Raw genomic sequence first — 25337 nt, 5'->3', positions numbered from 1 at the left:
GCGCAGGACGCACCCGCAGCTCCCGGAGGCAGCAGGCCACCGGGAGCTGTCCCGCATGATCCGCTCCCGTCCGAGCGGACGAACGAACGATCCGCTTGATCCACGCCGGGAAACGCTGAGGGGACAGAGTCGATGACGGCCGAGCTGGTCCGGGGGCAGAACCACCCCCTGCCCGACACCCGACTGGAGATCCGGGTGTCGGCCGGTCACCCTGTCCTCGCCGGAGCCACCCTCGGCGACGAACAGGGCAGAGTCCCCGGCGTGGAGTGGATCGCCCACCCCGGCGCCCCCTCCCTCCCCGGCGTCGACGTCCCCGGGCAGGCGGCCGCCGACCACCGCCTCACCGTCGACCTGGAAGCCGTCCCCGGCGCCGTCCACCGCGTCTCGGTCCTCCTCGCGCTCCCCGGACCCCGCGCCGGCGGAGCCGCCCGCTTCGGAACGGTCGCCGCCCCGTTCGTCGCCGTCGCCGGCCAGGACGGAGCCGAGATCGCCACCTTCACGATCACCGGACTCGACAGCGAGTCCGCTGTCGTCGCCCTGGAGCTCTACCGCCGCCAGGGCACCTGGAAGGTCCGCGCCATGGGCCAGGGGTACGAGGGCGGGCTCGCCGCCCTCCTCGGCGACCAGGGCCTGGAGCGCCCCGCCGACCTGGCCGCGTCGATCCTGGAGACGGTCGCGCCCGGGCCCGCCCCGGTCGCCGCCCCGCCGCAGCACGTCCCCGAGGCGGAGCGCGTACGCCACACGGCGCCGGTGACCGCCCCGGACCCGGCCGCCCCCACAGCCCCCACAGCCCCGGCGACCCCGCCACCGACCCCGCCGACGGGCATGGGCACGCCCACTCCCACGCCCGCGACGGGCGGCGGTCCCGTCAACTACGCCCACCCCCGCCGCCAGGCCGCCGCACCCGCGCCCGAACCCGAGCCCCGGCAGGGTCCGCCCACCCCGGTCGCCGGGGACGCGTCGGGCTGGTCCATGGACGAGCGCCTGTACAACCAGGTCTGGGGCATGTTCGAGGACCTGGCCCGTACCGCCGCCGCCTACCGCAGCGCCTGCGACTTCGCCGAGTCCCGGCTCGACCGGGAGCTGGACGAGACGCTCTCCGACTACCGCGCCCGCGCCGACGGCGCCAACGACGCCGCGCGGGCGGCCGCCCGCGCCCGGCACGACGAGCTGGTGAAGCGGGCCCAGGAGGTCCTGGACCGGGACCTCGCCCAGCTCGTGGCCGAGTCCGACGTCGTCGAGCCGGCCCTGCCCGCCGCCTACGCCCGCTGGGACAACCCCGTCTGGCACGCCTACCGCGTCCCGGCCGAGGAGCCGATGGCCGTCCGCCTCGGCGACCTCCACCTCCCCGAGAGGACCGATCTGCGGATCCCCATGCTCGTCCGGCTGCCGCTGGAGCGGGGGCTCTGGGTGGACAGCGGCCGAGGCCGCTCCGAAGCCGCCGGCCTCCTCGACGAGACCGAACTGCGACGGCTCGCCCTGGACTGCGCGGTCGCGCACGCGGCCCGGCTGCTCGCGGCGCACCCGGCGGGCGGGTTCACCGTCCATGTCGTCGACCCGGCCGGTGCGGGCGCCGCCGCGCTCGCGCCGCTCGTCGAGACGGGCGTCCTCGCGGCCCCGCCGGCCCGGGGCGCGGCCGGGGTGTCGGCGGTCCTGGAGCAGCTGACCGAGCGGGTCGACCTGCTGCAGATGGCGGTGCGGGCCGGGGCCTCCGACGCACTGCCGCCCGGTCTGGACGCGGCCCGGCAGCTGCTGCTCGTGCACGACTTCCCGCACGGCTTCGACGACCGGGCGGTCACCCGGCTCCGGTACCTCGCCGACGAGGGCCCGTCGGTCGGCGTCCATCTGCTGATGGTGGCGGACCGGGAGGACGCGTCCGCGTACGGGCCGCTGCTCGACCCGCTGTGGCGCTCGCTGCTCCGACTCACACCCGTCCCCGACGACCACCTCGCCGATCCGTGGGTCGGTCACGCCTGGTCGTACGAGCCTCCGATGCTCCCGCCGGGCAGCGGGGTCCTCCGTCAGGTCCTCGGACAGGTGGCGGCCGCACGCCATGGAAAGCGGCCCTGACGGCCCTGACCTGCTCTCTTGGCGGCTCTTTACCCTTCCCTTTACCTTCTCTTGGGTTTTCGGGTAGTCTTCTCGGTGCGGAGGGGAGTACTCCCCATGCGCGGCGTACCCGTCAATACGGACGGATCCTCATCGATCCGATCCCGGGGCGTCGGCCCGATCGCGGTGTGATCCGCTCGGGTGGAAGAGACCTCCGGCAGCGACGACGCTGATCAAGTAGCCGTACGACGCCGGAGGCGCAGTGGACGTTTCAATGACCCTGTGGGTGCTGACCATTCTCGGTCTGGTCGCCCTCATCGGAGCCGACTTCTTCATCGGGCGGAAGCCCCATGACGTCTCGGTCAAGGAAGCCGGAATCTGGACGATCGTCTGGGTCGTGCTCGCCGTGCTCTTCGGAGTCGGCCTGCTCGTGTTCGGCAACAGCCAGGCGTCAGGGGAGTTCTTCGCCGGCTACGTCACCGAGAAGTCGCTCAGTGTCGACAACCTCTTCGTCTTCATCCTGATCATGGCGAAGTTCTCGGTCCCCTCCCACCTCCAGCAGCGCGTGCTGCTCGTGGGTGTGGTGATCGCCCTGGTCCTCCGCACGATCTTCATCGTCGCGGGCGCCGCGGTCATCGCGAACTTCTCGTGGGTCTTCTACATCTTCGGCGCGTTCCTGATCTACACCGCCTGGAAGCTCATCCAGGAGGCGCGCGCCGACGAGGAGGAGGACGACTGGGAGGAGAACCGTCTCCTCAAGTCCGTCGAGAAGAAGTTCGGCGTCGCCGACAAGTACCACGGCACCAAGCTCTTCATCCGCGTCAACGGCAAGCGCGTCCTGACCCCGCTGATGGTCGTCATGATCGCCATCGGCACCACGGACATCCTCTTCGCCCTCGACTCCATCCCGGCGATCTTCGGCCTGACCCAGGACCCGTACATCGTCTTCACCGCCAACGCCTTCGCCCTCATGGGCCTGCGGCAGCTGTACTTCCTGATCGGCGGCCTGCTCAAGAAGCTGGTCCACCTCAGCTACGGCCTGTCGGTGATCCTCGGCTTCATCGGCGTGAAGCTCGTCCTGCACGCCCTGCACGAGTCCGGGGTGCACGTCCCGGAGATCTCCATCGGGTTCTCGCTGGCGGTCATCGGCGGCGTCCTGGTCGTCACCACGATCACCAGCCTCATCGCCTCCAAGAGGCAGGCGGAGCGAGCCGCGGCCGAGGGCGTCACCGACGTGACCGACGTCGGCATCGTCGACGGCGTCGACGATGCCAAGAAGGACAGCATCGGTGCCTGACACGCCATAGACATGGCACAGACACGGCGGCGGCCGGCCGGGGGACTCCCCGACCGGCCGTCGCCGTATCTCCGTCCCAGGCATTTCTCCGTCCCGGGCACTCCGGCACTCAGGCCGTGGCGGGTTCGGGCTCCGCTCGCTGCTCGGCCTTGGCCGGAAGGGTCTCCGGGAGCAAGGCGAAGCAGCCGAGGCTGACCAGGGCGACCACGGTCAGATAGGCCGCGACGCCCCAGGGCGGCCCGGAGCCGCCTTCGGAGAGAGCGGTGGCGACCAGCGGGGTCAGGGCGCCGCCCAGGACACCGGCGAGGTTGTAGCCGACGGCGGCGCCGGTGCAGCGGACCCGGGGCTCGTACAGCTCCGGGAGATACGCGGCCACCACCGCGAACATCGTGATGAACGCGAGCAGCGCGCCCAGGAAGCCGAGGAACATCAGGAACGGGCGCGCGGTGTGCAGCAGCGCCACCATCGGGAACATCCACAGCGCGGAGGCCGCGCACCCCGCGAGGCACAGCGGCCGGCGGCCCCAGCGGTCGGCGAGGACCGCCACGAACGGCGTGGCCGCGCCCTTGATGGCGACCGCCGCCATCACACAGGTCAGCATCACCGTGCTGCTCACCCCGAGCCGCTCGGTGCCGTAGGCCAGGGCCCAGGTGGAGACCGTGTAGAAGGTGGCGTACCCGACCGCGAGCGCCCCGGCCGTCAGCAGCACGAGCCGCCAGTGGTCGCGGGCGACCTCGGCCAGCGGTGCGCCCGCGGTCTGCCCGGTCGCGGACAGCTTCTCGAACTGCGGGGTCTCCGCGAGCGAGGAGCGCAGCAGCAGCCCGACCGCCGCGAGCAGGCCGGCCGCCCAGAACGGCACCCGCCAGCCCCAGGAGCGGAACTCCGCGTCGCTCAGGCCGGCGGAGAGCGCCAGCATCACCCCGTTCGCCAGGAGGAAGCCGATCGACGGGCCGATCTGGGGGAAGCTAGACCAGAGTGCGCGCCGGTTCTCGGGGGCGTGCTCGGCGGTGAGCAGGACGGCCCCGCCCCACTCGCCGCCGAGCCCCAGGCCCTGGAGGAAGCGGAGCACGAGCAGCAGCATCGGAGCGGCGATGCCGATCGTCGCGTACGTGGGGACGCAGCCGACGGCGACCGTGGCGCAGCCGGTCAGCATCAGCGAGGCGAAGAGGACGGGGCGCCGTCCGTACCGGTCGCCGACATGGCCGAAGAGGACGGAGCCGAGCGGCCGGGACAGGAAGCCGATGGCGAAGGTGCCGAAGGCGGCCAGGGTCCCGGCGAGCGGGGAGAAGGTCGGGAAGAAGAGCGGTCCGAGGACGAGGGCGGCGGCGGTCCCGTAGACGAAGAAGTCGAAGAACTCGATGGCGGTGCCGACGAGCGAGGCGGCGGCGAGCCTCCCCATCGCGGGCGGAGCGGGCGAGGCGGGCGGGGCGGGGGAAGCGGGCGGCGACGGAGCGTTACTGAGGCTCATGTCGCGCCAACTACCCCGCCGCCGTCCGGGTTACGGGGGCGTGCGGAAGCGCGCGGCTGCTCAGCCGCGCGCTCTTCGTCTCCGAAGGCTTCCCCGACGGCCTACCAGCCGCGCTCGCGCCACACCGTGAGTGAGGGGCGCTCGTCACCGAGCGTGGTGTCCTTGCCGTGGCCCGGGTAGATCCAGGACTCGTCCGGGAGGACCGCGAACAGCTTGGTCTCCACGTCGTGGATCAGGCTCGCGAACGCCTCCGGGTCCTTCCAGGTGTTGCCCACCCCGCCGGGGAAGAGGCAGTCGCCGGTGAAGACGTGCGGGTGGCCGTGCGGGTCGTCGTAGACGAGGGCGATCGAGCCCGGGGTGTGCCCGACCAGGCGGCGCGCGGTCAGTTCGACCCGCCCCACCCGGATCGTGTCGCCGTCCTCGACGGGCACGTCGGTCGCGACCGGGATGCCCTCCGCGTCGTACGCGCCCGCGTAGGTCACGGCGCCGGTCGCGGCGACCACCTCGGCGAGCGCCTGCCAGTGGTCGCCGTGCTGGTGGGTGGTGACGACGGCCTTGATGCCGTCGTCACCGATCAGCGTGAGGAGGGTGTCCGCGTCGTTGGCCGCGTCGATCAGCAGCTGCTCGCCGGTGGCCCGGCAGCGCAGCAGATACGCGTTGTTGTCCATCGGGCCGACCGCGACCTTCGAGATCATCAGGTCCGTCAGCTCGTGCACATCCGCCGCCCCGCCGACCTTCACCACTCCGCTGTACGTCATGGCCTCAGCCTATCTCCGGGCACCGACGGGCGGGGCCCAACAGCCGGGACTACAGCGGCGGGAGCTCAGGGAGCGGGCCGCCCTCGACGGCCAGGTGCGCGCCCTTGAGGCCGCGCCCGGCCAGCCAGCCCAGCAGCTCGCCGAGGGCGCCCTGGACGGTCACCGGGGTGCCCTCGGTGCCGCCCGTGTGCCAGCGGGTGTCGTCGTGGTGGGTCCGCAGGGTCACCGGCGGCACCTGCGCGTGCCCGGACCAGCGGTCGGCGAGGAAGGCGATCTCCCGCCGCGTGAAGTCCTCGGGAAGGTCGTCCAGGTCGTAGCCGACACCCAGGTCGACATGGTGCAGGGCCACCTCGACCCAGCGGCGGAAGGGGATCCGGGAGGCGCTGTCCTTGACGCCGTTGCGGAGCTCGACCGTCCGGCTCCAGTCGGCGGGCTCGGCGCCCACGGCCTGGAAGCGGTCGGCGGTCGCGCGCAGGTCGGCGAGCTGGACGTCGAGCGGACGGCCGGCGTCGCGCTCGATGTCGGCGTCGCGGGTCGCGGCGTCGGGGTACATGGGGAGGCCCTGGAGAACGTTCACCAGGGCGTCGGCGTTACGGGCGATGTGGGCGAGCACGTGGCCACGGGTCCAGCCGGGCAGCCGTGACGGCTCGGCCACCGCCGCGTTGTCCAGGGAGGCAGTCGCGTTCAGCAGCCTTTCGGTCGCTTCGCGGACGTGGGCAAGGTCGCGTTCGTGGTCGATCATGGCGCCGACCCTAGTGCCGGCCGGGGTGTCACCACTCGTTCGGGTGAAGAGGTCTCCGTGAGTCCGGAAATCGAATGTGCGTGCTATAAGCTCGAAGGAAGCATCCGGCATCCTTGAAGTGTTGGGTGTTCAGGCACATCCGTTCTCTGAAGACATCCGCTCTCTGAAGAAAGGTGCGGACCGGCGTGGCCGACCGTCTCATCGTCCGTGGCGCTCGTGAGCACAACCTCAAGAACGTCTCGCTCGACCTCCCGCGTGACTCCCTGATCGTCTTCACCGGGCTCTCGGGATCGGGCAAGTCCTCCCTCGCGTTCGACACGATCTTCGCCGAGGGGCAGCGCCGCTACGTCGAGTCGCTCTCCTCTTACGCCCGGCAGTTCCTCGGCCAGATGGACAAGCCGGACGTCGACTTCATCGAAGGTCTGTCGCCCGCGGTCTCCATCGACCAGAAGTCGACCTCGCGCAACCCGCGCTCGACGGTCGGCACCATCACGGAGGTCTACGACTACCTCCGTCTGCTCTTCGCGCGCATCGGCAAGCCGCACTGTCCCGAGTGCCACCGGCCGATCTCCCGCCAGTCGCCGCAGGCCATCGTGGACAAGGTCCTGGAGCTCCCCGAGGGCAGCCGCTTCCAGGTGCTCTCGCCGCTCGTGCGCGAGCGCAAGGGCGAGTTCGTCGACCTCTTCGCGGACCTCCAGACCAAGGGCTACAGCCGAGCCCGCGTCGACGGCGTGACCGTACAGCTGAGCGAACCGCCGACGCTGAAGAAGCAGGAGAAGCACACGATCGAGGTGGTCGTCGACCGCCTCACCGTGAAGGACGGCGCCAAGCGCCGTCTCACCGACTCCGTCGAGACCGCGCTCGGACTCTCCGGCGGCATGGTCGTCCTCGACTTCGTCGACCTCGCCGAGGACGACCCCGAGCGCGAGCGGATGTACTCGGAGCACCTCTACTGCCCGTACGACGACCTGTCCTTCGAGGAGCTGGAGCCGCGCTCCTTCTCCTTCAACTCGCCGTTCGGCGCCTGCCCCGACTGCACCGGCATCGGCACCCGCATGGAGGTCGACCCGGAGCTGATCGTCCCCGACGAGGACAAGTCCCTCGACGAGGGCGCCATCCACCCCTGGTCGCACGGCCACACCAAGGAGTACTTCGGCCGGCTCATCGGCGGTCTCTCGCAGGCCCTCGGCTTCAGCACGGACATGCCGTACGCGGGACTGCCGCAGCGCGCCAAGAAGGCCCTGATGTACGGGCACAAGACCCAGGTCGAGGTGCGCTACCGCAACCGGTACGGCCGGGAGCGGGCGTACACGACCCCGGCCTTCGAAGGCGCCGTCTCCTTCGTGAAGCGGCGCCACACCGAGGCCGAGAGCGACTCCAGCCGCGAGCGCTTCGAGGGCTACATGCGCGAGGTGCCCTGCCCCACCTGCGAGGGCACCCGCCTCAAGCCGATCGTCCTCGCGGTCACGGTCATGGAGAAGTCCATCGCCGAGGTCTCCGCGATGTCGATCAGCGACTGCGCCGAGTTCCTCGCCCGCCTCACGCTGAACGCCCGCGACAAGAAGATCGCCGAGCGGGTCCTCAAGGAGGTCAACGAGCGGCTGCGCTTCCTCGTCGACGTCGGCCTCGACTACCTCTCGCTCAACCGCGCCGCGGGCACCCTCTCCGGCGGCGAGGCCCAGCGCATCCGGCTCGCCACCCAGATCGGCTCCGGCCTGGTCGGCGTGCTGTACGTGCTCGACGAGCCGTCCATCGGCCTTCACCAGCGCGACAACCACCGGCTCATCGAGACCCTCGTACGGCTCCGGGACATGGGCAACACGCTCATCGTCGTCGAGCACGACGAGGACACCATCAAGGTCGCCGACTGGGTCGTCGACATCGGCCCCGGCGCCGGTGAGCACGGCGGCAGGGTCGTCCACTCCGGCACCATGAAGGAGCTCCTCGCCAACGAGGAGTCGATCACCGGGCAGTACCTGTCCGGCCGCCGGGCGATCCCCACCCCGGACATCCGCCGCCCGGTCGACCCCGGCCGCCGGCTGACGGTGCACGGAGCCCGCGAGAACAACCTGCAGGACATCGACGTCTCCTTCCCGCTGGGCGTCCTCACCGCCGTCACCGGCGTCTCCGGCTCCGGCAAGTCGACCCTGGTCAACGACATCCTCTACACCCACCTCGCGCGCGAGCTGAACGGTGCCAAGTCGGTGCCCGGCCGGCACACGCGCGTGGACGGCGACGACCTCGTCGACAAGGTCGTGCACGTCGACCAGTCCCCGATCGGCCGCACCCCGCGGTCGAACCCGGCGACCTACACCGGCGTCTTCGACCACGTCCGCAAGCTCTTCGCCGAGACGATGGAGGCCAAGGTCCGGGGCTACCTGCCCGGCCGGTTCTCCTTCAACGTCAAGGGCGGTCGCTGCGAGAACTGCTCCGGCGACGGCACGATCAAGATCGAGATGAACTTCCTCCCGGACGTCTACGTCCCGTGCGAGGTCTGCCACGGCGACCGGTACAACCGGGAGACCCTGGAGGTCCACTACAAGGGCAAGTCCATCGCCGAAGTCCTGAACATGCCGATCGAGGAGGCCCTGGACTTCTTCGAGGCCGTCCCGACCATCGCGCGCCATCTGCGCACGCTCAACGAGGTCGGCCTCGGGTACGTCCGGCTCGGCCAGTCCGCGCCGACGCTCTCGGGCGGCGAGGCGCAGCGCGTGAAGCTCGCCTCCGAGCTCCAGAAGCGCTCCACGGGCCGCACGGTCTACGTCCTGGACGAGCCGACCACCGGTCTGCACTTCGATGACATCTCGAAGCTGATCAAGGTCCTGTCCGGCCTGGTCGACAAGGGCAACTCGGTGATCGTCATCGAGCACAACCTCGATGTCGTCAAGACCGCCGACTGGCTCATCGACATGGGCCCCGAGGGCGGCAACGGCGGTGGCCTGGTCGTCGCCGAGGGCACGCCCGAGGAGGTCGCCTCGGTCGCGACGAGTCACACCGGCAAGTTCCTCCGCGAGATCCTCGGCGCGGACCGGGTCAGCGACGCCGGGGTGACCGTCCCGGCGGCCCGGGGGGCGAAGAAGACGGCGGCGAAGAAGGCCCCGGCCAAGAAGGCGGTGGCGACCACGGCCGCCACCCCGGCGAAGAAGACGGCCGCCGCGAAGAAGACGGCCACGAAGGCGACCACGACCAAGGCCGCCGCGAAGAAGACGACGACGCGGGCCCGCAAGGCCTGACGTTCCGGGCAGGGCCCCTCCTCGGGGCCCTGCCTCGTCCCGCGTCCCGAGGCGTACCCGGGCCCGGACCCCTGGCCCGGAACCCCGCGTCTTGACCCCCGGGCCCGGCCGTGGGCGCCGGAAACCCCGCCGGTATCGTCGGTTCGGTCACGCCTTGCCCCGATCCACCGTGGAGCGCCCATGTCCGGCCAGTCCAGCCGCCGCACCGTACTGAAGGGCGCCGCTCTCGCCGGTGCCGCCGGGCTGGGAGTCGCCGCCTGCTCCACCGAGTCCAAGCTCGGCCACGCCGGCGTCCCGACCCCGACCGCCCCGGTCGCGCTCGGCGCCCCGGACGAGGTCCCGGTCGGCGGTGCCAAGCTCTACCGCGAGCAGAAGGTCGTGGTGAGCTGCCCGGCCAAGGGCCAGTACAAGGCGTTCAGCGCCCAGTGCACCCACGCAGGCTGCGTCCTCGACAAGATCGAGAACAACGAGGGCAACTGCCCCTGCCACGGCAGCCGCTTCGACGTGACCACCGGCAAGGCGCTCAAGGGCCCGGCCACCGTCCCGCTCCCCGAGGTCCCGGTCCGCGTCGAGAACGGCAAGCTGATCGCGGGCCCCGAGGCCGCGCCCAAGGCCTAGTCACGTCCAGTCCCAGTCGATCCCCAGGATCCCCGGGCGTACGCCCTGCTCCACGACGTGCACCGTGCGGTGCCGGCCGCTCAGGGTCAGCTCCGCGCGGCCGCCGCGCGGCGCACCCGTCGAGGCCTGCGCGAACCTCCGGCACCGCACCGGCAGCGCCGCCTCGTCGAAGCGCACCTGCAGCGCGTACTGCCCGCCCGCGAAGCTGAACCCGCGCACGTACTCCCCGCTCGGTCCCGCCGTACCGTCCTCGAAGCCGTACGAGAAGAGGTACGTGTCCCCGGCGCGCAGCCGCGTGTCGAAGAGCAGCTCCGCGACCAGCACCCCCGTCCCGGCGTCCCACCGCACCCGCCCCGTCCGGCAGTTCTCCACCGCCCGCACCGCGACCCGTGACGGCTCGCAGCCGGGGTCCCCGTGGTGGATGGCCAGGTAGCGGTCCACGCCGTCCCTGTGTGCCCGGACGACCTGCTGCGACTCGCGCCCCACCAGCTCCCGCCCCGCCCCGATCCGTACCCGCTCGTGGTGCCCCACCGTGTGCAGCCCGCCGTCCGTCGGCGACTCGAGGCCCGCGAGGAGCTCCTCGACCGCACCCGACGCCTCGACGAGCGAGCGGTACGAACGGGCCGCCGGACGCTCCACCTCGGACCGCGCGGCCGCGTCCTCCGTGAGCAGCCGCAGCAGCGAGTTCCCCGGCAGCTGCAGTACCTCCTCCAGCGCGCGGACCGCCTTCAGCGACTCCGGCCGTTGCGGGCGGCGGGCGCCCTGCTGCCAGTAGCTCAGACTCGTGACCCCGACCTTGATGCCCCGGTGCGCGAGATGGTGCTGGACCCGCTGGAGCGGCAGCCCGCGTACGGCCAGCGCGGTGCGCAGTGCCAGATGGAAGGGGCCGGTGTGCAGCAGCTGCACGAGATCGGCCTCGGTGTGGCTCACGAGGACTCCTCAGTGAACGTTCACGACGGGGGAGCGGACCGTCGCGCCGCGTGGGGTGGGCGGGCAGGTGGGCCGAGGGCGTCCGTTCACACCCGGGTCACACCGTTCACAGTCCGATGTCACCCCGCATTGAAGCGTGTTGACCGGATCCGGACAACGGCAGATGCTCCTGACCAGCGTCCGGACGCGATCCTCCACCCCCCCGCACACCCCCACATCCCCACACCCCCCGCTCCAGGGAGGAACGCGATGCGCAGAAGAAAGCTGAACCTCGCGGCACTCGCCGCAGCCGCCCTCTTCCTCGTCCCCACCACCTCGGCGTCCGCCGCACCCGCCGCCGAGGACGCCGCCGCCCTCGGCTCCAAGCGGCTGAACATCACCATGCAGGCCCAGCAGAAGACCAACTGGTGCTGGGCGGCCGGTGGCAACACCATCGCCACCTGGTTCGGCCGGAACTACAGCCAGAACCAGTTCTGCAACGCCGCCTTCAACCGCCAGCAGGGCTACGACTGCCCCAACAACCAGGCCACCCTCGGCAACGTCCAGACCGGACTGAGCTGGGCCGGCATCAACCCCGGCTCGTACGTGACCGGCTGGCTGCGCTACCCGACCGTCCAGACCGAGATCAACGCCGACCGGCCAATCGAGACCCGCATCCAGTGGTCGAGCGGCGGCGGCCACATGCATGTGATCTACGGGTACGACGACGCCGACAGCTGGGTCTACTGGGGCGACCCCTGGCCCTCCAGTGACCGCTACAACTGGGCCTCGCACGCCTGGTACGTCGACAACAACTCCTTCTCCTGGACCCACTCGCTCTACCGGATCGGGGCGTGACGACCATGAACGCACGTGCCATGGGTGCCGGGCTCCTCACCACCGCGGCCCTCGTCCTCCTCGGGGCGCTCCCGGCGGACGCCGCCGAGGCCCTGCCGCCCGCGCCGACCCCCGAGCAGGCCGCCTCCGCGCCGGGGACCCTGGACACCCTGTCCCGGTTCTTCGCCCGGGACGGGGCCGTCGCCCGCTCGGCCGCCGCGCCGCGCGTCGAGGGCGGGTCCGTGCCGGTACGGATCCTCTCCCCGGACTTCGTCGCCGGGAAGGCCGGGGCGCCGGTCGCCCGGGTCGAGTTCCGGGCCAGCCGCGCCGTGTCCTCGGACGGCCAGAAGGCCTCGCTGTGGACCGTGAAACAGGCGGGCGGCTGGCAGGTGGTCAACATCGCCACCGGCGACGACGAGATCCGGTACGCGCAACAGGGCGGGCGCGTGCTGCCCGGCGGCCTGGTCTTCCGCGAGCCGCAGATCGACGCGTGGTACGTCCAGAAGGGGGCGAAGGTGCTTCCCCTGGACGAGGACGCGGTGCGGGCGGTCGGCCGGAACGGGACGAGCCTCGCGGCGTACCGGGAGCGGGTCGTCCGGGCGTACGGGGACAAGCTCCCCGGCTCGGCCTACGCGAAGAAGGGTGCGGCGGGAGGGTATGCACCCCAGGCCCAGGCGTCGGTGCCCGCACCGGGGTCCGTGTCCGGGTCCCGTACGGCGGCCGCCCACGAGGAGCCCGCCGTCACCGTGGCCTCCACCGCGGCCGGTGTGGGCGCCGTCGTGGCCCTCGCCCTGACGGCGACGACGGCGATACGCCGAAGGCGCGGCAGCCGGGAGGCCTGAGCCCTCTCCCCTTCAGCCGCTGCCGCGGCCCGGCCCCCCCGTGTGGGCAATCGTCCCGCTGGGGCGGGACGGGTGGGCACACGGGACGGCGCGCTTGGCGGCGCCTCCGCTCCTTGTGCCTGGACCCGCACCAGCGGCTCGGCGCGCATGGGGTGCGGGTTCAGGCGCGGAAGTCTGGGCCCGGCAAGGGGCGCCGTCCGTTGTGCCCACCCGTTCCGCCCCAGCGGAACAGTTGCCCACAACGGGGGCATCGCCCACTGAAGGCGTGGCCCACACGGGGGGTGGGCAACGTCGGGCCGGGGCGTGGGCCCTCACGGGCAGGTCGGGGCCCGCAACGGGCGCCCCGACAGGAGCGTCCGCTCACCGCGCCAAGTACCCCCCGTCCACCGGCAGGATCGCTCCCGTCACGAATGACGCCTCGTCCGAGGCCAGGAAGAGGATGGCCGACGCCACCTCCTCCGGTGTGCCGAAGCGGCCCATCGGGTGGGCGCGGACGACCTCGGAGAGGTACTCGGGGCCGCCCGGCTCCACGCGCGCGGCGGCCACGCGTTCCGTCTCGATCGTGCCGGGGGCCACCGCGTTCACCCGGATCCCGTGTTCCGCCCACTCGACCGCCAGGTGCTTGGTCAGGCCGGTGGCCACGAACTTCGCCGGACCGTAGACGGCCTGCCGGGCCTGGCCGGCCACGCCCGAGATCGATGACGTGCACACGATGGCCCCGCCGCCCGAGACGAGCATCGCCTCGATCGCGTACTTGCAGGTCAGGAACATTCCCCGGCCGTCCACCGCCATCACGTGATCGAAGTCCGATCCCTCCGCCTCCGTGATGTCGAGCAGCGGGATCACCCCCGCGTTGGCCACCAGGACGTCCAACCATCCGAAGCGGTCCACCGCCGTGGTGATCATGCGCCGGGCGTCCTCCTCGCGTGACACGTCGCCGACCACCGGGACCACTCCCTGGAGCGTCGCGAGCCGCTTCTCGTCGAGGTCGGCGGCGACCACGTGCGCCCCCTCGCGGAGGAACCGTTCCGCCGTCGCCCGCCCGATTCCGCTCGCCGCGCCCGTGATCACGCACACCCGGTCCGTCAGCCGTCCCGCCACCTGATTCGCCATGCCTCGCCAACGAGCGCGCGCGGCAGGAGTGTCGGTGCCCGCCAGTAGGGTGGGGAGCATGGCAGACCCCTCCAGCTACCGCCCCAAGCCGGGGCAGATCCCCGACTCCCCGGGGGTCTACAAGTTCCGCGACGACCACCGCCGGGTGATCTACGTGGGGAAGGCGAAGTCCCTCCGTCAGCGGCTGGCCAACTACTTCCAGCCGCTCACGAGCCTGCACCCGCGCACGGCCACCATGGTGACCACCGCGGCGTCCGTGGAGTGGACCGTCGTGTCGACCGAGGTCGAGGCGCTCCAGCTGGAGTACTCCTGGATCAAGGAGTACGACCCCCGGTTCAACGTGAAGTACCGGGACGACAAGAGCTACCCGTACCTCGCCGTGACGATGAACGAGGAGTTCCCGCGCGTCCAGGTCCTGCGCGGCCACAAGAAGAAGGGCGTGCGCTACTTCGGGCCGTACGCGCACGCGTGGGCGATCCGCGAGACCGTCGACCTGATGCTGCGGGTCTTTCCGGTGCGGACCTGCTCCGCGGGGGTGTTCCGGAACGCGGCCTCGGCCGGCCGCCCCTGCCTCCTCGGCTACATCGGCAAGTGCTCGGCGCCCTGCGTCGGCCGGGTCACCCCGGAGGAGCACCGCGAACTGGCCGAGGAGTTCAGCGACTTCATGGCCGGCCGCACCGGTACGTACATCCGCCGGTTGGAGAAGCAGATGATGCTCGCGGCCGAGGACATGGAGTACGAGAGGGCCGCGCGGCTCCGCGACGACATAGAGGCGCTGCGCCGGGCCATGGAGAAGAGCGCGGTCGTGCTCGCCGACGCCACCGACGCCGACCTGATCGCCCTCGCCGAGGACGAGCTGGAGGCCGCCGTGCAGATCTTCCACGTACGCGGCGGACGCGTCCGCGGTCAGCGCGGCTGGGTCACCGACAAGGTCGAGGCCGTCGACACGGCCGGGCTGGTCGAGCACGCGATCCAGCAGCTGTACGGCGAGGAGAGCGGGGACACGGTGCCCAAGGAGGTCCTGGTCCCGGCGCTGCCCGAGGACGCCGGGGCCGTCACCGCCTGGCTCTCCGGCCGCCGCGGGTCCAACGTCTCGCTGCGCGTCCCGCAGCGCGGCGACAAGAAGGACCTGATGGAGACCGTCGCGCGCAACGCCCAGCAGTCGCTGGTGCTGCACAAGACGAAGCGCGCCAGCGATCTGACCACCCGCTCCCGGGCCCTGGAGGAGATCGCCGAGGCCCTGGACCTGGACTCGGCGCCGCTGCGGATCGAGTGCTTCGACATCTCGCACCTGCAGGGCGAGGACGTGGTGGCCTCGATGGTGGTCTTCGAGGACGGGCTGCCCCGCAAGAGCGAGTACCGCCGCTTCCAGATCAAGGGCTTCGAGGGCCAGGACGACGTCCGGTCCATGCACGAGGTGATCGGCCGCCGCTTCCGGCGCTATCTCGCCGAGAAGGAGAAGACGGGGGAGTGGGACCCCGAGGGTGTCGTCGAGGACCCCGAGGAGAGCGGGCGGCCCAAGCGCTTCGCGTACCCGCCGCAGCTCGTCGTCGTCGACGGCGGGCAGCCGCAGGTCGCCGCGGCCCGGCGGGCCCTCGACGAGCTCGGGATCTCCGACATCGCGGTCTGCGGGCTCGCCAAGCGTCTGGAGGAGGTGTGGCTGCCCGGCGACGACGACCCGGTGGTGCTGCCCCGCTCCAGCGAGGGCCTGTACCTCCTCCAGCGGGTACGTGACACGGCTCACGACTTCGCCATCCGCTACCAGCGGTCCAAGCGCGCGAAACGTATCCGGACCAGCCCTCTCGACGCCGTGCCCGGCCTCGGTGACACCCGGAAACAGGCGTTGATCAAGCATTTCGGCTCGGTGAAGCGGCTCCGGCAGGCGACAATCGAGCAGATCTGCGAGGTCCCCGGCATGGGCCGGAAGACCGCGGAGGCGGTCGTCGTGGCCCTCGCACAGGCGGCCCCGGCCGCACCCGCCGTGAACACGGCGACAGGAGAGATCATGGAAGACGACGGGGGCGGCACGGCATGACCGCGCACGAGCAGCAGCACGACACGCACGACGAGCAGCACACGCACGAAGAGCACGAAGAGCACGACCGAGAAGACGGAGCAGGACACGTGAGTACGGGCACGAAGGAGACCCCCGGCGACAACGGCGCCGAGGCGGCCATTCCCGAGCTGGTGATCATCTCCGGCATGTCCGGAGCCGGCCGGTCCACCGCGGCGAAGTGCCTGGAGGACCTCGGCTGGTTCGTCGTGGACAATCTGCCGCCCGCGCTGATCCCCACCATGGTGGAGCTCGGCGCACGCTCCCAGGGCAATGTCGCCCGGATCGCCGTCGTCGTGGACGTCCGCGGCCGGCAGTTCTTCGACAACCTCAGGGAGTCCCTCGCCGACCTGGACGCCAAGCAGGTCACCCGCCGGATCGTCTTCCTGGAGTCGTCCGACGACGCCCTGGTCCGGCGCTTCGAGTCGGTCCGCAGGCCGCACCCGCTGCAGGGCGACGGCCGGATCACCGACGGCATCGCCGCCGAGCGTGACCTGCTGCGCGAGCTGCGCGGCGACGCCGACCTGGTGATCGACACCTCCAGCCTCAACGTCCACGAGCTGCGCGCCAAGATGGACGCCCAGTTCGCCGGTGACGAGGAGCCCGAGCTGCGGGCCACCGTCATGTCCTTCGGGTTCAAGTACGGCCTGCCGGTCGACGCCGACCTCGTCGTCGACATGCGCTTCCTGCCGAACCCGCACTGGGTCCCCGAGCTGCGCCCCTTCACCGGCCTCAACGAGGAGGTGTCGAACTACGTCTACAACCAGCCCGGCGCCAAGGAGTTCCTCGACCGCTACACCGAACTGCTCCAGCTGATCGCCGCGGGCTACCGCCGCGAGGGCAAGCGGTACGTGACCATCGCCGTGGGCTGCACCGGCGGCAAGCACCGCTCCGTGGCCACCGCCGAGCGGCTCGCCGCCCGCATCGCCGCCGAAGGGGTCGAGACCGTCGTCGTGCACCGGGACATGGGGCGCGAGTGAAGCCGTACCGCCGCCGTGCCTCCACCCTCACGGTGCGGCGTACGCTCCGCAGGCGCGGCGCCCAGCCGAAGGTGGTCGCGCTGGGCGGCGGGATGGGCCTCTCGGCCTCCCTCGCCGCCCTCCGCCGGATCACCGGCGACCTCACGGCCGTCGTCACCGTCGCCGACGACGGGGGTTCCAGCGGCCGGCTCCGGGAGGAGCTGGGCGTGCTGCCCCCGGGCGATCTGCGCAAGGCGCTCGCGGCGCTCTGCGGCGACGACGACTGGGGCCAGACCTGGGCCCGGGTGATCCAGCACCGCTTCCAGTCCAAGGGCGAGATCAACGGCCACGCCGTCGGCAATCTGCTGATCGTCGCCCTCTGGGAGCAGCTCGGCGACCCCGTGCAGGCCCTGGACCTGGTGGGCCGGCTGCTCGGCGCCCAGGGCCGGGTGCTGCCCATGTCCGCCGTACCGCTGGAGCTCCAGGCCCTGGTCAGAGGCCATGATCCGGAGCGTCCGGACGACGTGGACACCGTGTGCGGTCAGGCGACCGTGGCGCTCACCCCGGGCGACGTGCAGTCCGTGCACCTCGTGCCGAACGACCCGCCGGCGGTGCCCGAGGCGGTCGAGGCGGTCCTGGACGCGGACTGGGTGGTCCTCGGTCCCGGCTCCTGGTTCTCCTCCGTGATCCCGCACCTTCTCGTGCCCGATCTGCTCGACGCGCTGGTCGAGACGAAGGCCCGGAAGGTGCTCTCGCTGAACCTCGCGCCGCAGCCCGGAGAAACCGAGGGCTTCTCCCCGCAGCGTCATTTGGAGGTTTTGGGACGACACGCCCCTAAACTCGCCCTGGACGTGGTGCTGGCCGACGAGGCCGCCGTGCCCGACCGCGAGTCCCTCGCCGATGCCGCCAAACGGCTCGGTGCCGCGGTCGAGCTGGCGCCGGTGGCCAGGTCCGACGGCTCCGCGAAGCACGACCCGGAGCTGTTGGCCGCCGCGTACGACCGTATTTTTCGGATGCATGGAAGGATCGGCCCATGGCGATGACGGCAGCGGTGAAGGACGAGATCTCCCGGCTTCCCGTCACCCGGACCTGCTGCAGGAAGGCAGAGGTCTCGTCGATCCTGCGGTTCGCGGGCGGGCTGCACCTGGTGAGCGGCCGCATCGTGATCGAGGCGGAGCTGGACACCGCGATGGCGGCGCGCCGGCTGAAGCGGGACATCCTGGAGATCTTCGGGCACAGCTCGGAGCTGATCGTGATGGCCCCGGGCGGGCTGCGGCGCGGCTCGCGTTTCGTGGTGCGGGTGGTGGCCGGAGGCGACCAGCTGGCCCGGCAGACGGGTCTCGTGGACGGCCGGGGCCGCCCCATCCGGGGCCTGCCCCCGCAGGTGGTCTCCGGGGCGACCTGTGACGCGGAGGCGGCTTGGCGGGGCGCGTTCCTCGCGCACGGTTCGCTGACCGAGCCCGGCCGGTCCTCCTCCCTGGAGGTGACCTGCCCGGGTCCGGAGGCCGCGCTCGCCCTGGTCGGCGCGGCGCGCCGGCTCTCCATCGGGGCGAAGGCCCGTGAGGTACGGGGGGTGGACCGGGTCGTCGTCCGCGACGGCGACGCGATCGGCGCCCTGCTCACCCGGCTCGGCGCGCACGAGTCGGTGCTCGCCTGGGAGGAGCGGCGGATGCGGCGCGAGGTCCGCGCCACCGCCAACCGCCTGGCCAACTTCGACGACGCCAACCTGCGCCGCTCGGCCCGCGCGGCGGTCGCCGCCGGGGCCCGGGTGCAGCGCGCCCTGGAGATCCTCGGCGAGGAAGTGCCCGAGCACCTCGCGGCGGCCGGCCGGCTCCGCATGGAGCACAAGCAGGCCTCTCTCGAGGAGCTGGGCGCGCTCGCCGAGCCGCCGCTGACGAAGGACGCGGTGGCCGGCCGGATCCGCCGGCTGCTCGCGATGGCGGACAAGCGGGCGCAGGACCTGGGCATTCCCGGGACCGAGTCCAACCTGACGGAGGAACTGGACGACAGCCTGGTCGGCTGATCCGTACGGAATCCCGAACTCCGTGCTGCCGGTGCCTTTCTGAGGCGCCGGCAGCTTTTTCGTACACCCGCGCGGCACTCTTGACAGGCCCATGGGCGCCCATGAGCCTGGCGTCTGTTCACCTCGTGACAGACAACAGCAAGGGGGGCTCATGAGACGCAGAGCGAGATCGATCCTCGCCGCGGCTTCACTGCTGATCGCCGGAGTGGCGGCGGCACCCGTCGCCGGAGCGCAGCCGAACGACCGGGACGGCGGCGACGCCCTCTCCGTATGGCGCGCCGAGGTCACCAAGGAGCAGGTTCCGCTGCTCCTCGAAGCCGGTGCCGACGCCCATGAACTGACCGAGCAGGTGCCCGCGAAGGGCTCCGCGACGGTCGAGCTCTTCCTGACCGGCCGGCAGGCCGGGCAGCTGCGCGGCCAGGGTGTCGAGCTCGCCGAGCACAGCCTGACCGCCCAGGCCGAGAAGCGGGTGGCCGCCGCGGGGGACGGCGTGTTCCGCCCGTACGGAGGCCCGAACGGCCTCAAGCAGGAGATCCTGGACACCGCCCGGGCCAACCCCGGGATCACCAAGGTCGTCTCCATAGGCAAGACCCTCAAGGGCCAGGACATCCTCGCCCTCAAGGTCAGCAAGGGCGCCCCGCGGGTCAAGGACGGCTCGAAGCCGGCCACGCTGTACATGTCCAACCAGCACGCGCGCGAGTGGATCACCCCGGAGATGACCCGGCGGCTGCTCCACCACTACCTCGACGGGTACGGCAAGGACGAGCGGATCACCCGGATCGTCGACTCCACCGAGCTGTGGTTCGTGCTCTCCGCCAACCCGGACGGCTACGACTTCACCCACGCCGACCCCGAGAACCGGCAGTGGCGGAAGAACCTCCGCGACAACGACCGCGACGGGCGGATCGGCCCCGGCGACGGCGTCGACCTGAACCGTAACTTCGCCTACAAGTGGGGCTACGACAACGAGGGCTCCTCGCCCGACCCGGCCGACGAGACCTTCCGCGGCAAGGGCCCCATGTCGGAGCCCGAGACCAAGGCACTCGACGCCTTCCAGAAGCGCATCGGCTTCGCGTACGGCATCAACTACCACTCGGCCGCCCAGCTCCTGCTGTACGGCGTGGGCTGGCAGGTCGCCACCGACACCCCCGACGACGTGGCCCTCAAGGCTCTCGCCGGCACCCCGCAGAACTCCGCCGTGCCCGGCTACCGGCCGCAGGTCTCCTCGGAGCTGTACATCACCAACGGCGAGGCGGACGGTCACGCCGCCAACGTCAACGACATGCAGATGTTCACCCCGGAGATGTCGACCTGCGCCACCGCCTCCCGGGTCGACCCCAACGACGCCTGGAACCCGGCCGACTGCGCCTCCGTCTTCACCTTCCCGGACGACGAGAAGCTGATCCAGGCCGAGTTCGCCAAGAACATCCCCTTCGCGCTCGCCGTCGCCGAGACCGCCGCCCACCCGGACCGGCCCGTCTCCCCGGTCGGCATCGACGCCCCCGCCTTCACCCCGAAGACCTTCACCACCTCCTACGCCCGCGGCGAGGAGCAGGAGATCGCGGTCACCGCGCGCAAGTCCCTGCGCGGCAAGACCCTGAAGTACCGGATCAACGGCGGCCGCACCCACAGCGAGGAGCTCGACGCCTGGAAGGGCGGCGAGACCTACGGCGGCGAGGACAACCTCTACTTCGACGAGTACCGCGCCGAGGTCGAGGACGCCCGGCCCGGCGACTCCGTCGAGGTCTGGTTCACCGCCCGCACCCGCGAGGGCCGGAGCACCGCCTCCGCCCCCTTCACCTACAAGGTGGCCGAACGGCCCCGCGGCGACGTGCTCGTCCTCGCCGACGAGGGCGGCACCACCGCCGCGAAGCACACCGCCGCCTATGTGAAGGCGCTCGCAGACAACGGCCGCAAAGCCGCCGTCTGGGACGTCGCCACCCAGGGGACCCCGGACGCACTCGGCGTGCTCTCCCACTTCCGCACCGTCGTCTGGTACACCGGCGCCGAGCGGCCCTCCGGAGCCACCCAGCTCGCCGTCCGCTCCTACCTCAACGAGGGCGGCAAGCTGATCAACGCCGGCGAGAAGTCCGGCGGCCTCACCCAGGTCGGCCTGGCGGAGACCAACGACTTCGCCCAGTACTACCTCGGCGCCTACCACCGCGCGGGCCTCAAGAACCCGCCCGCCTTCGCCGGCACCGGCGCCTTCGCGGGCATCGGCGCGGGCCTCGGCGCCGCCGCCGACAACCCGCTGGACAACGCGGGCGCGTACACCGTCACCTCGGACACCCTGAAGGCCAAGGACTTCCCGCAGTTCGCCAGCAGCGCCTCCGCCGGCGACTACCCGGGCATCCGCATGCCCTTCGAGCCCGCCGAGGGCGCGACCTTCGCGGCCGTCAAGCACGCCGACAACACCTGGGCCCGGCTCAGCAGGACCGTCGACCTCACCGGTGTCGGCGCCGGATCGGCACCGCGCCTGGACTTCCAGGTCAGTTACGACACCGAGCCCGGCTACGACAACCTCGTCGTCGAGGCCCACACCGTCGGCCAGGACGACTGGACGACCCTGCCCGACGCCAACGGCGGCACCTCCACCGAGCCCCCCGCCGACTGCGGCGAGGGCTACTACGTCCGCGGCCACCCCTTCCTCGCCCACTACCTCACCGTCGGCGAGGACGGCTGCGCCGCCACCGGCACCACCGGCTCCTGGAACGCCTTCACCGGCCCCTCCAACGGCTGGCGGCAGGCCTCCGTCGACCTGAGCGCCTGGGCCGGCAAGAAGGTCGAGCTGTCGATCTCGTACGTCTCCGACCCCGGTACGGGAGAGATGGGCGCCTTCGTCGACGACACCCGCCTCGTCACCGGGACCACCACCGAGGCGGAGGGCTTCGAGACCGCCCTCGGCGCGTGGACCGTACCGGGCGCGCCCGCCGGCAGCCCCGGCAACGGCGCGGACTGGACGCGTTCCGGGGCGCTCTTCCACTCCCAGGCCGCGGTCACCACGCGTGACACCGTCCTCCTCGGCTACGGCCTGGAGCACGTGCCCGGTGCGACCGAGCGGGCACGTCTCGTCGGCCGCGCCCTCGGGGTGCTCCGCCGCTGACGGAGAGTAGTGGGGACAAAGGTCCCACGACGGCCCGTACCCGTTGGTAGGTACGGGCCGTCGGCCGTTTTCCCTCACTTTCCGGGCTCGTACGGATGCGCTGGATGTCACTCGGGGGGTCCTGTGGGGGTAGGGTCGTAAGCGGTCGGGGACATCCCAAAAACAAAAATCTCGCCGGCGTCGAGCACACCGGCGTACCTAACGAGGAGATCGGTTCGTGACGATCCGCGTAGGCATCAACGGCTTTGGCCGCATCGGCCGGAACTACTTCCGCGCGCTCCTTGAGCAGGGTGCTGACATCGAGATCGTGGCTGTCAACGACCTGGGTGACACCGCGACCACGGCACACCTGCTGAAGTACGACACCATCCTGGGCCGCCTCAAGGCAGAGGTCACCCACACCGCCGACACCATCACCGTCGACGGCCGCACCATCAAGGTGCTCTCCGAGCGCAACCCGGCCGACATCCCCTGGGGTCAGCTGGGCGTCGACATCGTCATCGAGTCGACCGGCATCTTCACCAAGAAGGCCGACGCCGAGAAGCACATCGCCGGTGGCGCCAAGAAGGTCCTCATCTCGGCTCCGGCCACCGACGAGGACATCACCATCGTCATGGGCGTCAACCAGGACAAGTACGACCCGGCGCAGCACAACGTCATCTCGAACGCGTCCTGCACCACCAACTGTGTCGCGCCGATGGCGAAGGTTCTCGACGAGAACTTCGGCATCGTCAAGGGCCTGATGACCACGGTCCACGCGTACACGAACGACCAGCGCATCCTGGACTTCCCGCACAAGGACCTGCGCCGCGCCCGCGCCGCCGCGGAGAACATCATCCCGACCACGACGGGCGCCGCCAAGGCCACCGCCCTGGTCCTCCCGCAGCTCAAGGGCAAGCTGGACGGCATCGCCATGCGCGTCCCGGTCCCGACCGGTTCCGCCACCGACCTGGTCGTCACCCTCGACCGCGAGGTCACCAAGGACGAGGTCAACGCCGCGTTCAAGAAGGCCGCCGACGACGGCGACCTCAAGGGCATCCTGTACTACACCGAGGACCAGATCGTGTCCTCGGACATCGTGGGCGACCCGGCTTCCTGCACCTTCGACGCCTCCCTGACCATGGTCCAGGAAGGCAACACGGTGAAGATCCTGGGCTGGTACGACAACGAGTGGGGCTACTCCAACCGTCTCGTCGACCTCACCGTCTTCGTCGGCGGCCAGCTCTAAACTTCAGGGCAGGCTTTCGATGTGAGCAGGGCTCGGGCAGCGCAACGCCGCGCTGTGCGAGCCCTGTTTGTGTGCTCCACCGCGTACCAAGGAGTCTGTGACAGATGAAGACGATCGACGAGCTTCTCGCCGAAGGCGTCTCCGGCAAGCGGGTGTTCGTCCGCGCCGATCTCAACGTGCCGCTCGACGGCACCACCATCACCGACGACGGCCGCATCCGCGCCGTCGTGCCCACGGTCAAGGCACTCGCCGACGCGGGTGCCCGCGTCGTGGTCGCCTCGCACCTGGGCCGCCCGAAGGGCGCCCCGGACCCGGCGTTCTCGCTCGCCCCGGCCGCCGCGCGGCTCGGCGAGCTCCTCGGCGCCGAGGTGGCCTTCGCGACCGACACGGTCGGCGAGTCCGCCACCGCCACCGTCGCGGGCCTCGCCGACGGCCAGGTCGCCGTCATCGAGAACCTGCGGTTCAACGCCGGCGAGACCTCCAAGGACGACGCCGAACGCGGCGCGTTCGCGGACCAGCTCGCCGCCCTCGCCGACGTCTACGTCGGCGACGGCTTCGGCGCCGTGCACCGCAAGCACGCCTCGGTCTTCGACCTCCCGGCGCGCCTGCCGCACGCCGCGGGCTACCTCATCGCCACCGAGGTCGGCGTCCTGAAGAAGCTCACGGACGACGTCCAGCGGCCGTACGTGGTCGCGCTCGGCGGCGCCAAGGTCTCCGACAAGCTCGGCGTGATCGACCACCTCCTGGAGAAGGCCGACCGCATCCTCATCGGCGGCGGCATGGCGTACACCTTCCTCAAGGCCCAGGGCCACGAGGTCGGTATCTCGCTGCTCCAGGCGGACCAGATCCCGGCGGTCCTCGACTACCTGAAGCGCGCCAAGGAGCGCGGCGTGGAGTTCGTCCTCCCCGTCGACGTCCTGGTCTCGGGCGAGTTCCCCGACCTGAAGACCAAGGCTCCGGCCAACCCGACCACGGTCGCCGCGGACGCCATCCCGGCGGACGAGGAGGGCCTGGACATCGGTCCGGAGACCCGTAAGCTCTACGCCTCGAAGCTCGCCGACGCGGGCACCGTTTTCTGGAACGGTCCGATGGGCGTCTTCGAGCACCCCGACTACGCCGAGGGCACGAAGGCCGTCGCCCAGGCGCTCGTCGACTCCCCGGCCTTCACGGTCGTCGGTGGTGGCGACTCCGCCGCCGCCGTCCGCATCCTGGGCTTCGACGAGAAGGCATTCGGCCACATTTCGACCGGCGGCGGCGCCTCCCTCGAGTACCTCGAGGGCAAGACGCTTCCCGGCCTCGCCGCACTGGAGGACTGACCCCTAAATGAGCACTCGCACCCCGCTGATGGCGGGCAACTGGAAGATGAACCTCAACCACCTCGAGGCCATCGCCCACGTCCAGAAGCTCGCCTTCGCCCTGACCGACAAGGACTACGACGCCTGTGAGGTCGCGGTCCTGGTTCCCTTCACCGATCTGCGGTCCGTCCAGACCCTGGTCGACGGCGACAAGCTCAAGATCAAGTACGGCGCCCAGGACCTCTCGGCGCACGACTCCGGCGCCTACACCGGTGAGATCTCGGGCTCGATGCTGGCCAAGTTCAAGTGCGCCTACGTGGCCGTCGGCCACTCCGAGCGCCGCCAGTACCACGCCGAGAACGACGAGGTCTGCAACGCCAAGGTGAAGGCCGCCTTCAAGCACGGCGTGACCCCGATCCTCTGCGTCGGCGAGGGCCTCGACATCCGCAAGGCCGGCCAGCAGGTCGAGTACACGCTCGCCCAGCTCGACGGCGGCCTGAAGGACGTCCCGGCCGAGCAGGCCGAGACCATCGTGATCGCGTACGAGCCGGTGTGGGCCATCGGCACCGGCGAGGTCGCCACCCCCGACGACGCGCAGGAGGTCTGCGGGGCGATCCGCGGCCGCCTCGCGGAGCTGTACTCGCAGGAGCTGGCCGACAAGGTCCGCATCCAGTACGGCGGCTCGGTCAAGTCCGGCAACGTGGCCGCGATCATGGCGCAGCCGGACGTCGACGGCGCCCTGGTGGGCGGCGCGGCCCTGGACGCCGACGAGTTCGTCAAGATCGTCCGCTTCCGCGACCAGTGAGTATG

General features: G+C 71.2%; 19 protein-coding genes. 14 read left to right on the top strand and 5 right to left on the bottom strand.

The features are described 5' to 3' along the window. The first annotated feature begins 132 nt into the window (after nucleotides 1-132). The gene (locus OG462_RS12805) at nucleotides 133-2070 is read left to right on the top strand and encodes a TerD family protein (protein WP_406057431.1); all 1938 of its coding nucleotides are present in this window, start codon (nucleotides 133-135) and stop codon (nucleotides 2068-2070) included. Between the two features lie 241 nt (nucleotides 2071-2311). Beyond that, nucleotides 2312-3346, top strand: a complete 1035-nt coding sequence (locus OG462_RS12800) for a TerC family protein (protein WP_406057429.1) — start codon at nucleotides 2312-2314, stop codon at nucleotides 3344-3346. A gap of 109 nt (nucleotides 3347-3455) precedes the next feature. On the opposite strand, the gene OG462_RS12795 is transcribed toward OG462_RS12800, so the two are convergent. The 3 genes from OG462_RS12795 to OG462_RS12785 all read right to left on the bottom strand — a co-directional run bounded on the left by OG462_RS12795 (nucleotide 3456) and on the right by OG462_RS12785 (nucleotide 6314). After that, the gene (locus OG462_RS12795) at nucleotides 3456-4745 is read right to left on the bottom strand and encodes an MFS transporter (protein WP_406066509.1); all 1290 of its coding nucleotides are present in this window, start codon (nucleotides 4743-4745) and stop codon (nucleotides 3456-3458) included. A gap of 170 nt (nucleotides 4746-4915) precedes the next feature. Next, a complete protein-coding gene (locus OG462_RS12790; protein ID WP_406057427.1) occupies nucleotides 4916-5572 on the bottom strand; it encodes an MBL fold metallo-hydrolase in 657 nt (218 codons plus the stop codon). 49 nt (nucleotides 5573-5621) lie between these two features. Next, nucleotides 5622-6314: a maleylpyruvate isomerase family mycothiol-dependent enzyme gene (locus OG462_RS12785; RefSeq protein WP_406057425.1), complete on the bottom strand. Its 693-nt coding sequence runs from the start codon at nucleotides 6312-6314 to the stop codon at nucleotides 5622-5624. A 185-nt stretch (nucleotides 6315-6499) separates the two neighbouring features. Here OG462_RS12785 and uvrA point away from each other — a divergent pair, with 185 nt between their 5' ends. Both uvrA and OG462_RS12775 read left to right on the top strand, forming a co-directional pair. Beyond that, nucleotides 6500-9547, top strand: a complete 3048-nt coding sequence (uvrA, locus tag OG462_RS12780) for an excinuclease ABC subunit UvrA (RefSeq protein WP_406057423.1) — start codon at nucleotides 6500-6502, stop codon at nucleotides 9545-9547. A 180-nt stretch (nucleotides 9548-9727) separates the two neighbouring features. Then, a complete protein-coding gene (locus OG462_RS12775; RefSeq protein WP_266890608.1) occupies nucleotides 9728-10165 on the top strand; it encodes a Rieske (2Fe-2S) protein in 438 nt (145 codons plus the stop codon). Here the strand turns inward: OG462_RS12775 and OG462_RS12770 are convergent, their stop codons facing one another. After that, entirely contained in the window at nucleotides 10166-11095 is a 930-nt protein-coding gene (locus tag OG462_RS12770) for a hypothetical protein (RefSeq protein ID WP_406057421.1), read from the bottom strand. It lies immediately after the preceding gene. A 249-nt stretch (nucleotides 11096-11344) separates the two neighbouring features. Here OG462_RS12770 and OG462_RS12765 point away from each other — a divergent pair, with 249 nt between their 5' ends. After that, a complete protein-coding gene (locus tag OG462_RS12765; protein WP_406057419.1) occupies nucleotides 11345-11932 on the top strand; it encodes a papain-like cysteine protease family protein in 588 nt (195 codons plus the stop codon). Between the two features lie 5 nt (nucleotides 11933-11937). Next, nucleotides 11938-12753, top strand: a complete 816-nt coding sequence (locus OG462_RS12760; RefSeq protein WP_406057418.1) for a hypothetical protein — start codon at nucleotides 11938-11940, stop codon at nucleotides 12751-12753. A gap of 360 nt (nucleotides 12754-13113) precedes the next feature. Here the strand turns inward: OG462_RS12760 and OG462_RS12755 are convergent, their stop codons facing one another. Then, nucleotides 13114-13866, bottom strand: coding sequence for an SDR family NAD(P)-dependent oxidoreductase (locus OG462_RS12755; protein WP_406057416.1), 753 nt, complete (start codon nucleotides 13864-13866; stop codon nucleotides 13114-13116). A gap of 58 nt (nucleotides 13867-13924) precedes the next feature. Between OG462_RS12755 and uvrC the strand changes: the two genes are divergently transcribed. From uvrC to tpiA, 8 genes are all read left to right on the top strand, one after another. Beyond that, complete coding sequence (uvrC, locus tag OG462_RS12750) at nucleotides 13925-15901, top strand: excinuclease ABC subunit UvrC (RefSeq protein WP_406057414.1); 1977 nt, start codon at nucleotides 13925-13927, stop codon at nucleotides 15899-15901. Then, complete coding sequence (gene rapZ, locus OG462_RS12745) at nucleotides 15898-16899, top strand: RNase adapter RapZ (RefSeq protein WP_406057412.1); 1002 nt, start codon at nucleotides 15898-15900, stop codon at nucleotides 16897-16899. The genes uvrC and rapZ overlap by 4 nt, the downstream gene beginning before the upstream one ends. Next, complete coding sequence (gene yvcK, locus OG462_RS12740) at nucleotides 16896-17921, top strand: uridine diphosphate-N-acetylglucosamine-binding protein YvcK (protein WP_406057410.1); 1026 nt, start codon at nucleotides 16896-16898, stop codon at nucleotides 17919-17921. Before rapZ ends, yvcK begins: the two co-directional genes overlap by 4 nt. Then, a complete protein-coding gene (whiA, locus tag OG462_RS12735; protein ID WP_406057408.1) occupies nucleotides 17912-18901 on the top strand; it encodes a DNA-binding protein WhiA in 990 nt (329 codons plus the stop codon). Before yvcK ends, whiA begins: the two co-directional genes overlap by 10 nt. Nucleotides 18902-19052: 151 nt before the next feature. Next, on the top strand, nucleotides 19053-22004 hold the full coding sequence (locus OG462_RS12730; RefSeq protein WP_406057406.1) for a M14 family zinc carboxypeptidase: 2952 nt from the start codon (nucleotides 19053-19055) through the stop codon (nucleotides 22002-22004). Nucleotides 22005-22221: 217 nt separating this feature from the next. Continuing rightward, on the top strand, nucleotides 22222-23232 hold the full coding sequence (gene gap / locus OG462_RS12725) for a type I glyceraldehyde-3-phosphate dehydrogenase (protein ID WP_406057404.1): 1011 nt from the start codon (nucleotides 22222-22224) through the stop codon (nucleotides 23230-23232). A 104-nt stretch (nucleotides 23233-23336) separates the two neighbouring features. Further along, on the top strand, nucleotides 23337-24548 hold the full coding sequence (locus tag OG462_RS12720; RefSeq protein WP_406057402.1) for a phosphoglycerate kinase: 1212 nt from the start codon (nucleotides 23337-23339) through the stop codon (nucleotides 24546-24548). 7 nt (nucleotides 24549-24555) lie between these two features. Then, nucleotides 24556-25332 carry a triose-phosphate isomerase gene (tpiA, locus tag OG462_RS12715; RefSeq protein ID WP_406057400.1) on the top strand — a complete coding sequence of 259 codons (777 nt, stop codon included), beginning with the start codon at nucleotides 24556-24558 and terminating at the stop codon, nucleotides 25330-25332. Nucleotides 25333-25337: the final 5 nt, after the last annotated feature.

Source organism: Streptomyces sp. NBC_01077 (assembly GCF_045162855.1).
Classification (GTDB): Bacteria; Actinomycetota; Actinomycetes; order Streptomycetales; family Streptomycetaceae; genus Streptomyces.
Note: the sequence above shows the minus strand (reverse complement) of the source record. Positions and strands in the feature narration are given on the sequence as shown.

Bases quoted from the DNA above. Each gene is read 5' to 3' on its own strand.
- OG462_RS12795 (WP_406066509.1), bottom strand. From the start codon at position 4,745: ATGGGGAGGCTCGCCGCCGCCTCGCTCGTCGGCACCGCCATCGAGTTC.
- OG462_RS12730 (WP_406057406.1), top strand. From the start codon at position 19,053: ATGAGACGCAGAGCGAGATCGATCCTCGCCGCGGCTTCACTGCTGATC.
- whiA (WP_406057408.1), top strand. From the start codon at position 17,912: ATGGCGATGACGGCAGCGGTGAAGGACGAGATCTCCCGGCTTCCCGTC.
- OG462_RS12720 (WP_406057402.1), top strand. From the start codon at position 23,337: ATGAAGACGATCGACGAGCTTCTCGCCGAAGGCGTCTCCGGCAAGCGG.
- uvrC (WP_406057414.1), top strand. From the start codon at position 13,925: ATGGCAGACCCCTCCAGCTACCGCCCCAAGCCGGGGCAGATCCCCGAC.
- OG462_RS12805 (WP_406057431.1), top strand. From the start codon at position 133: ATGACGGCCGAGCTGGTCCGGGGGCAGAACCACCCCCTGCCCGACACC.
- OG462_RS12775 (WP_266890608.1), top strand. From the start codon at position 9,728: ATGTCCGGCCAGTCCAGCCGCCGCACCGTACTGAAGGGCGCCGCTCTC.
- tpiA (WP_406057400.1), top strand. From the start codon at position 24,556: ATGAGCACTCGCACCCCGCTGATGGCGGGCAACTGGAAGATGAACCTC.
- OG462_RS12785 (WP_406057425.1), bottom strand. From the start codon at position 6,314: ATGATCGACCACGAACGCGACCTTGCCCACGTCCGCGAAGCGACCGAA.
- rapZ (WP_406057412.1), top strand. From the start codon at position 15,898: ATGACCGCGCACGAGCAGCAGCACGACACGCACGACGAGCAGCACACG.
- OG462_RS12755 (WP_406057416.1), bottom strand. From the start codon at position 13,866: ATGGCGAATCAGGTGGCGGGACGGCTGACGGACCGGGTGTGCGTGATC.
- OG462_RS12790 (WP_406057427.1), bottom strand. From the start codon at position 5,572: ATGACGTACAGCGGAGTGGTGAAGGTCGGCGGGGCGGCGGATGTGCAC.
- OG462_RS12760 (WP_406057418.1), top strand. From the start codon at position 11,938: ATGAACGCACGTGCCATGGGTGCCGGGCTCCTCACCACCGCGGCCCTC.
- OG462_RS12765 (WP_406057419.1), top strand. From the start codon at position 11,345: ATGCGCAGAAGAAAGCTGAACCTCGCGGCACTCGCCGCAGCCGCCCTC.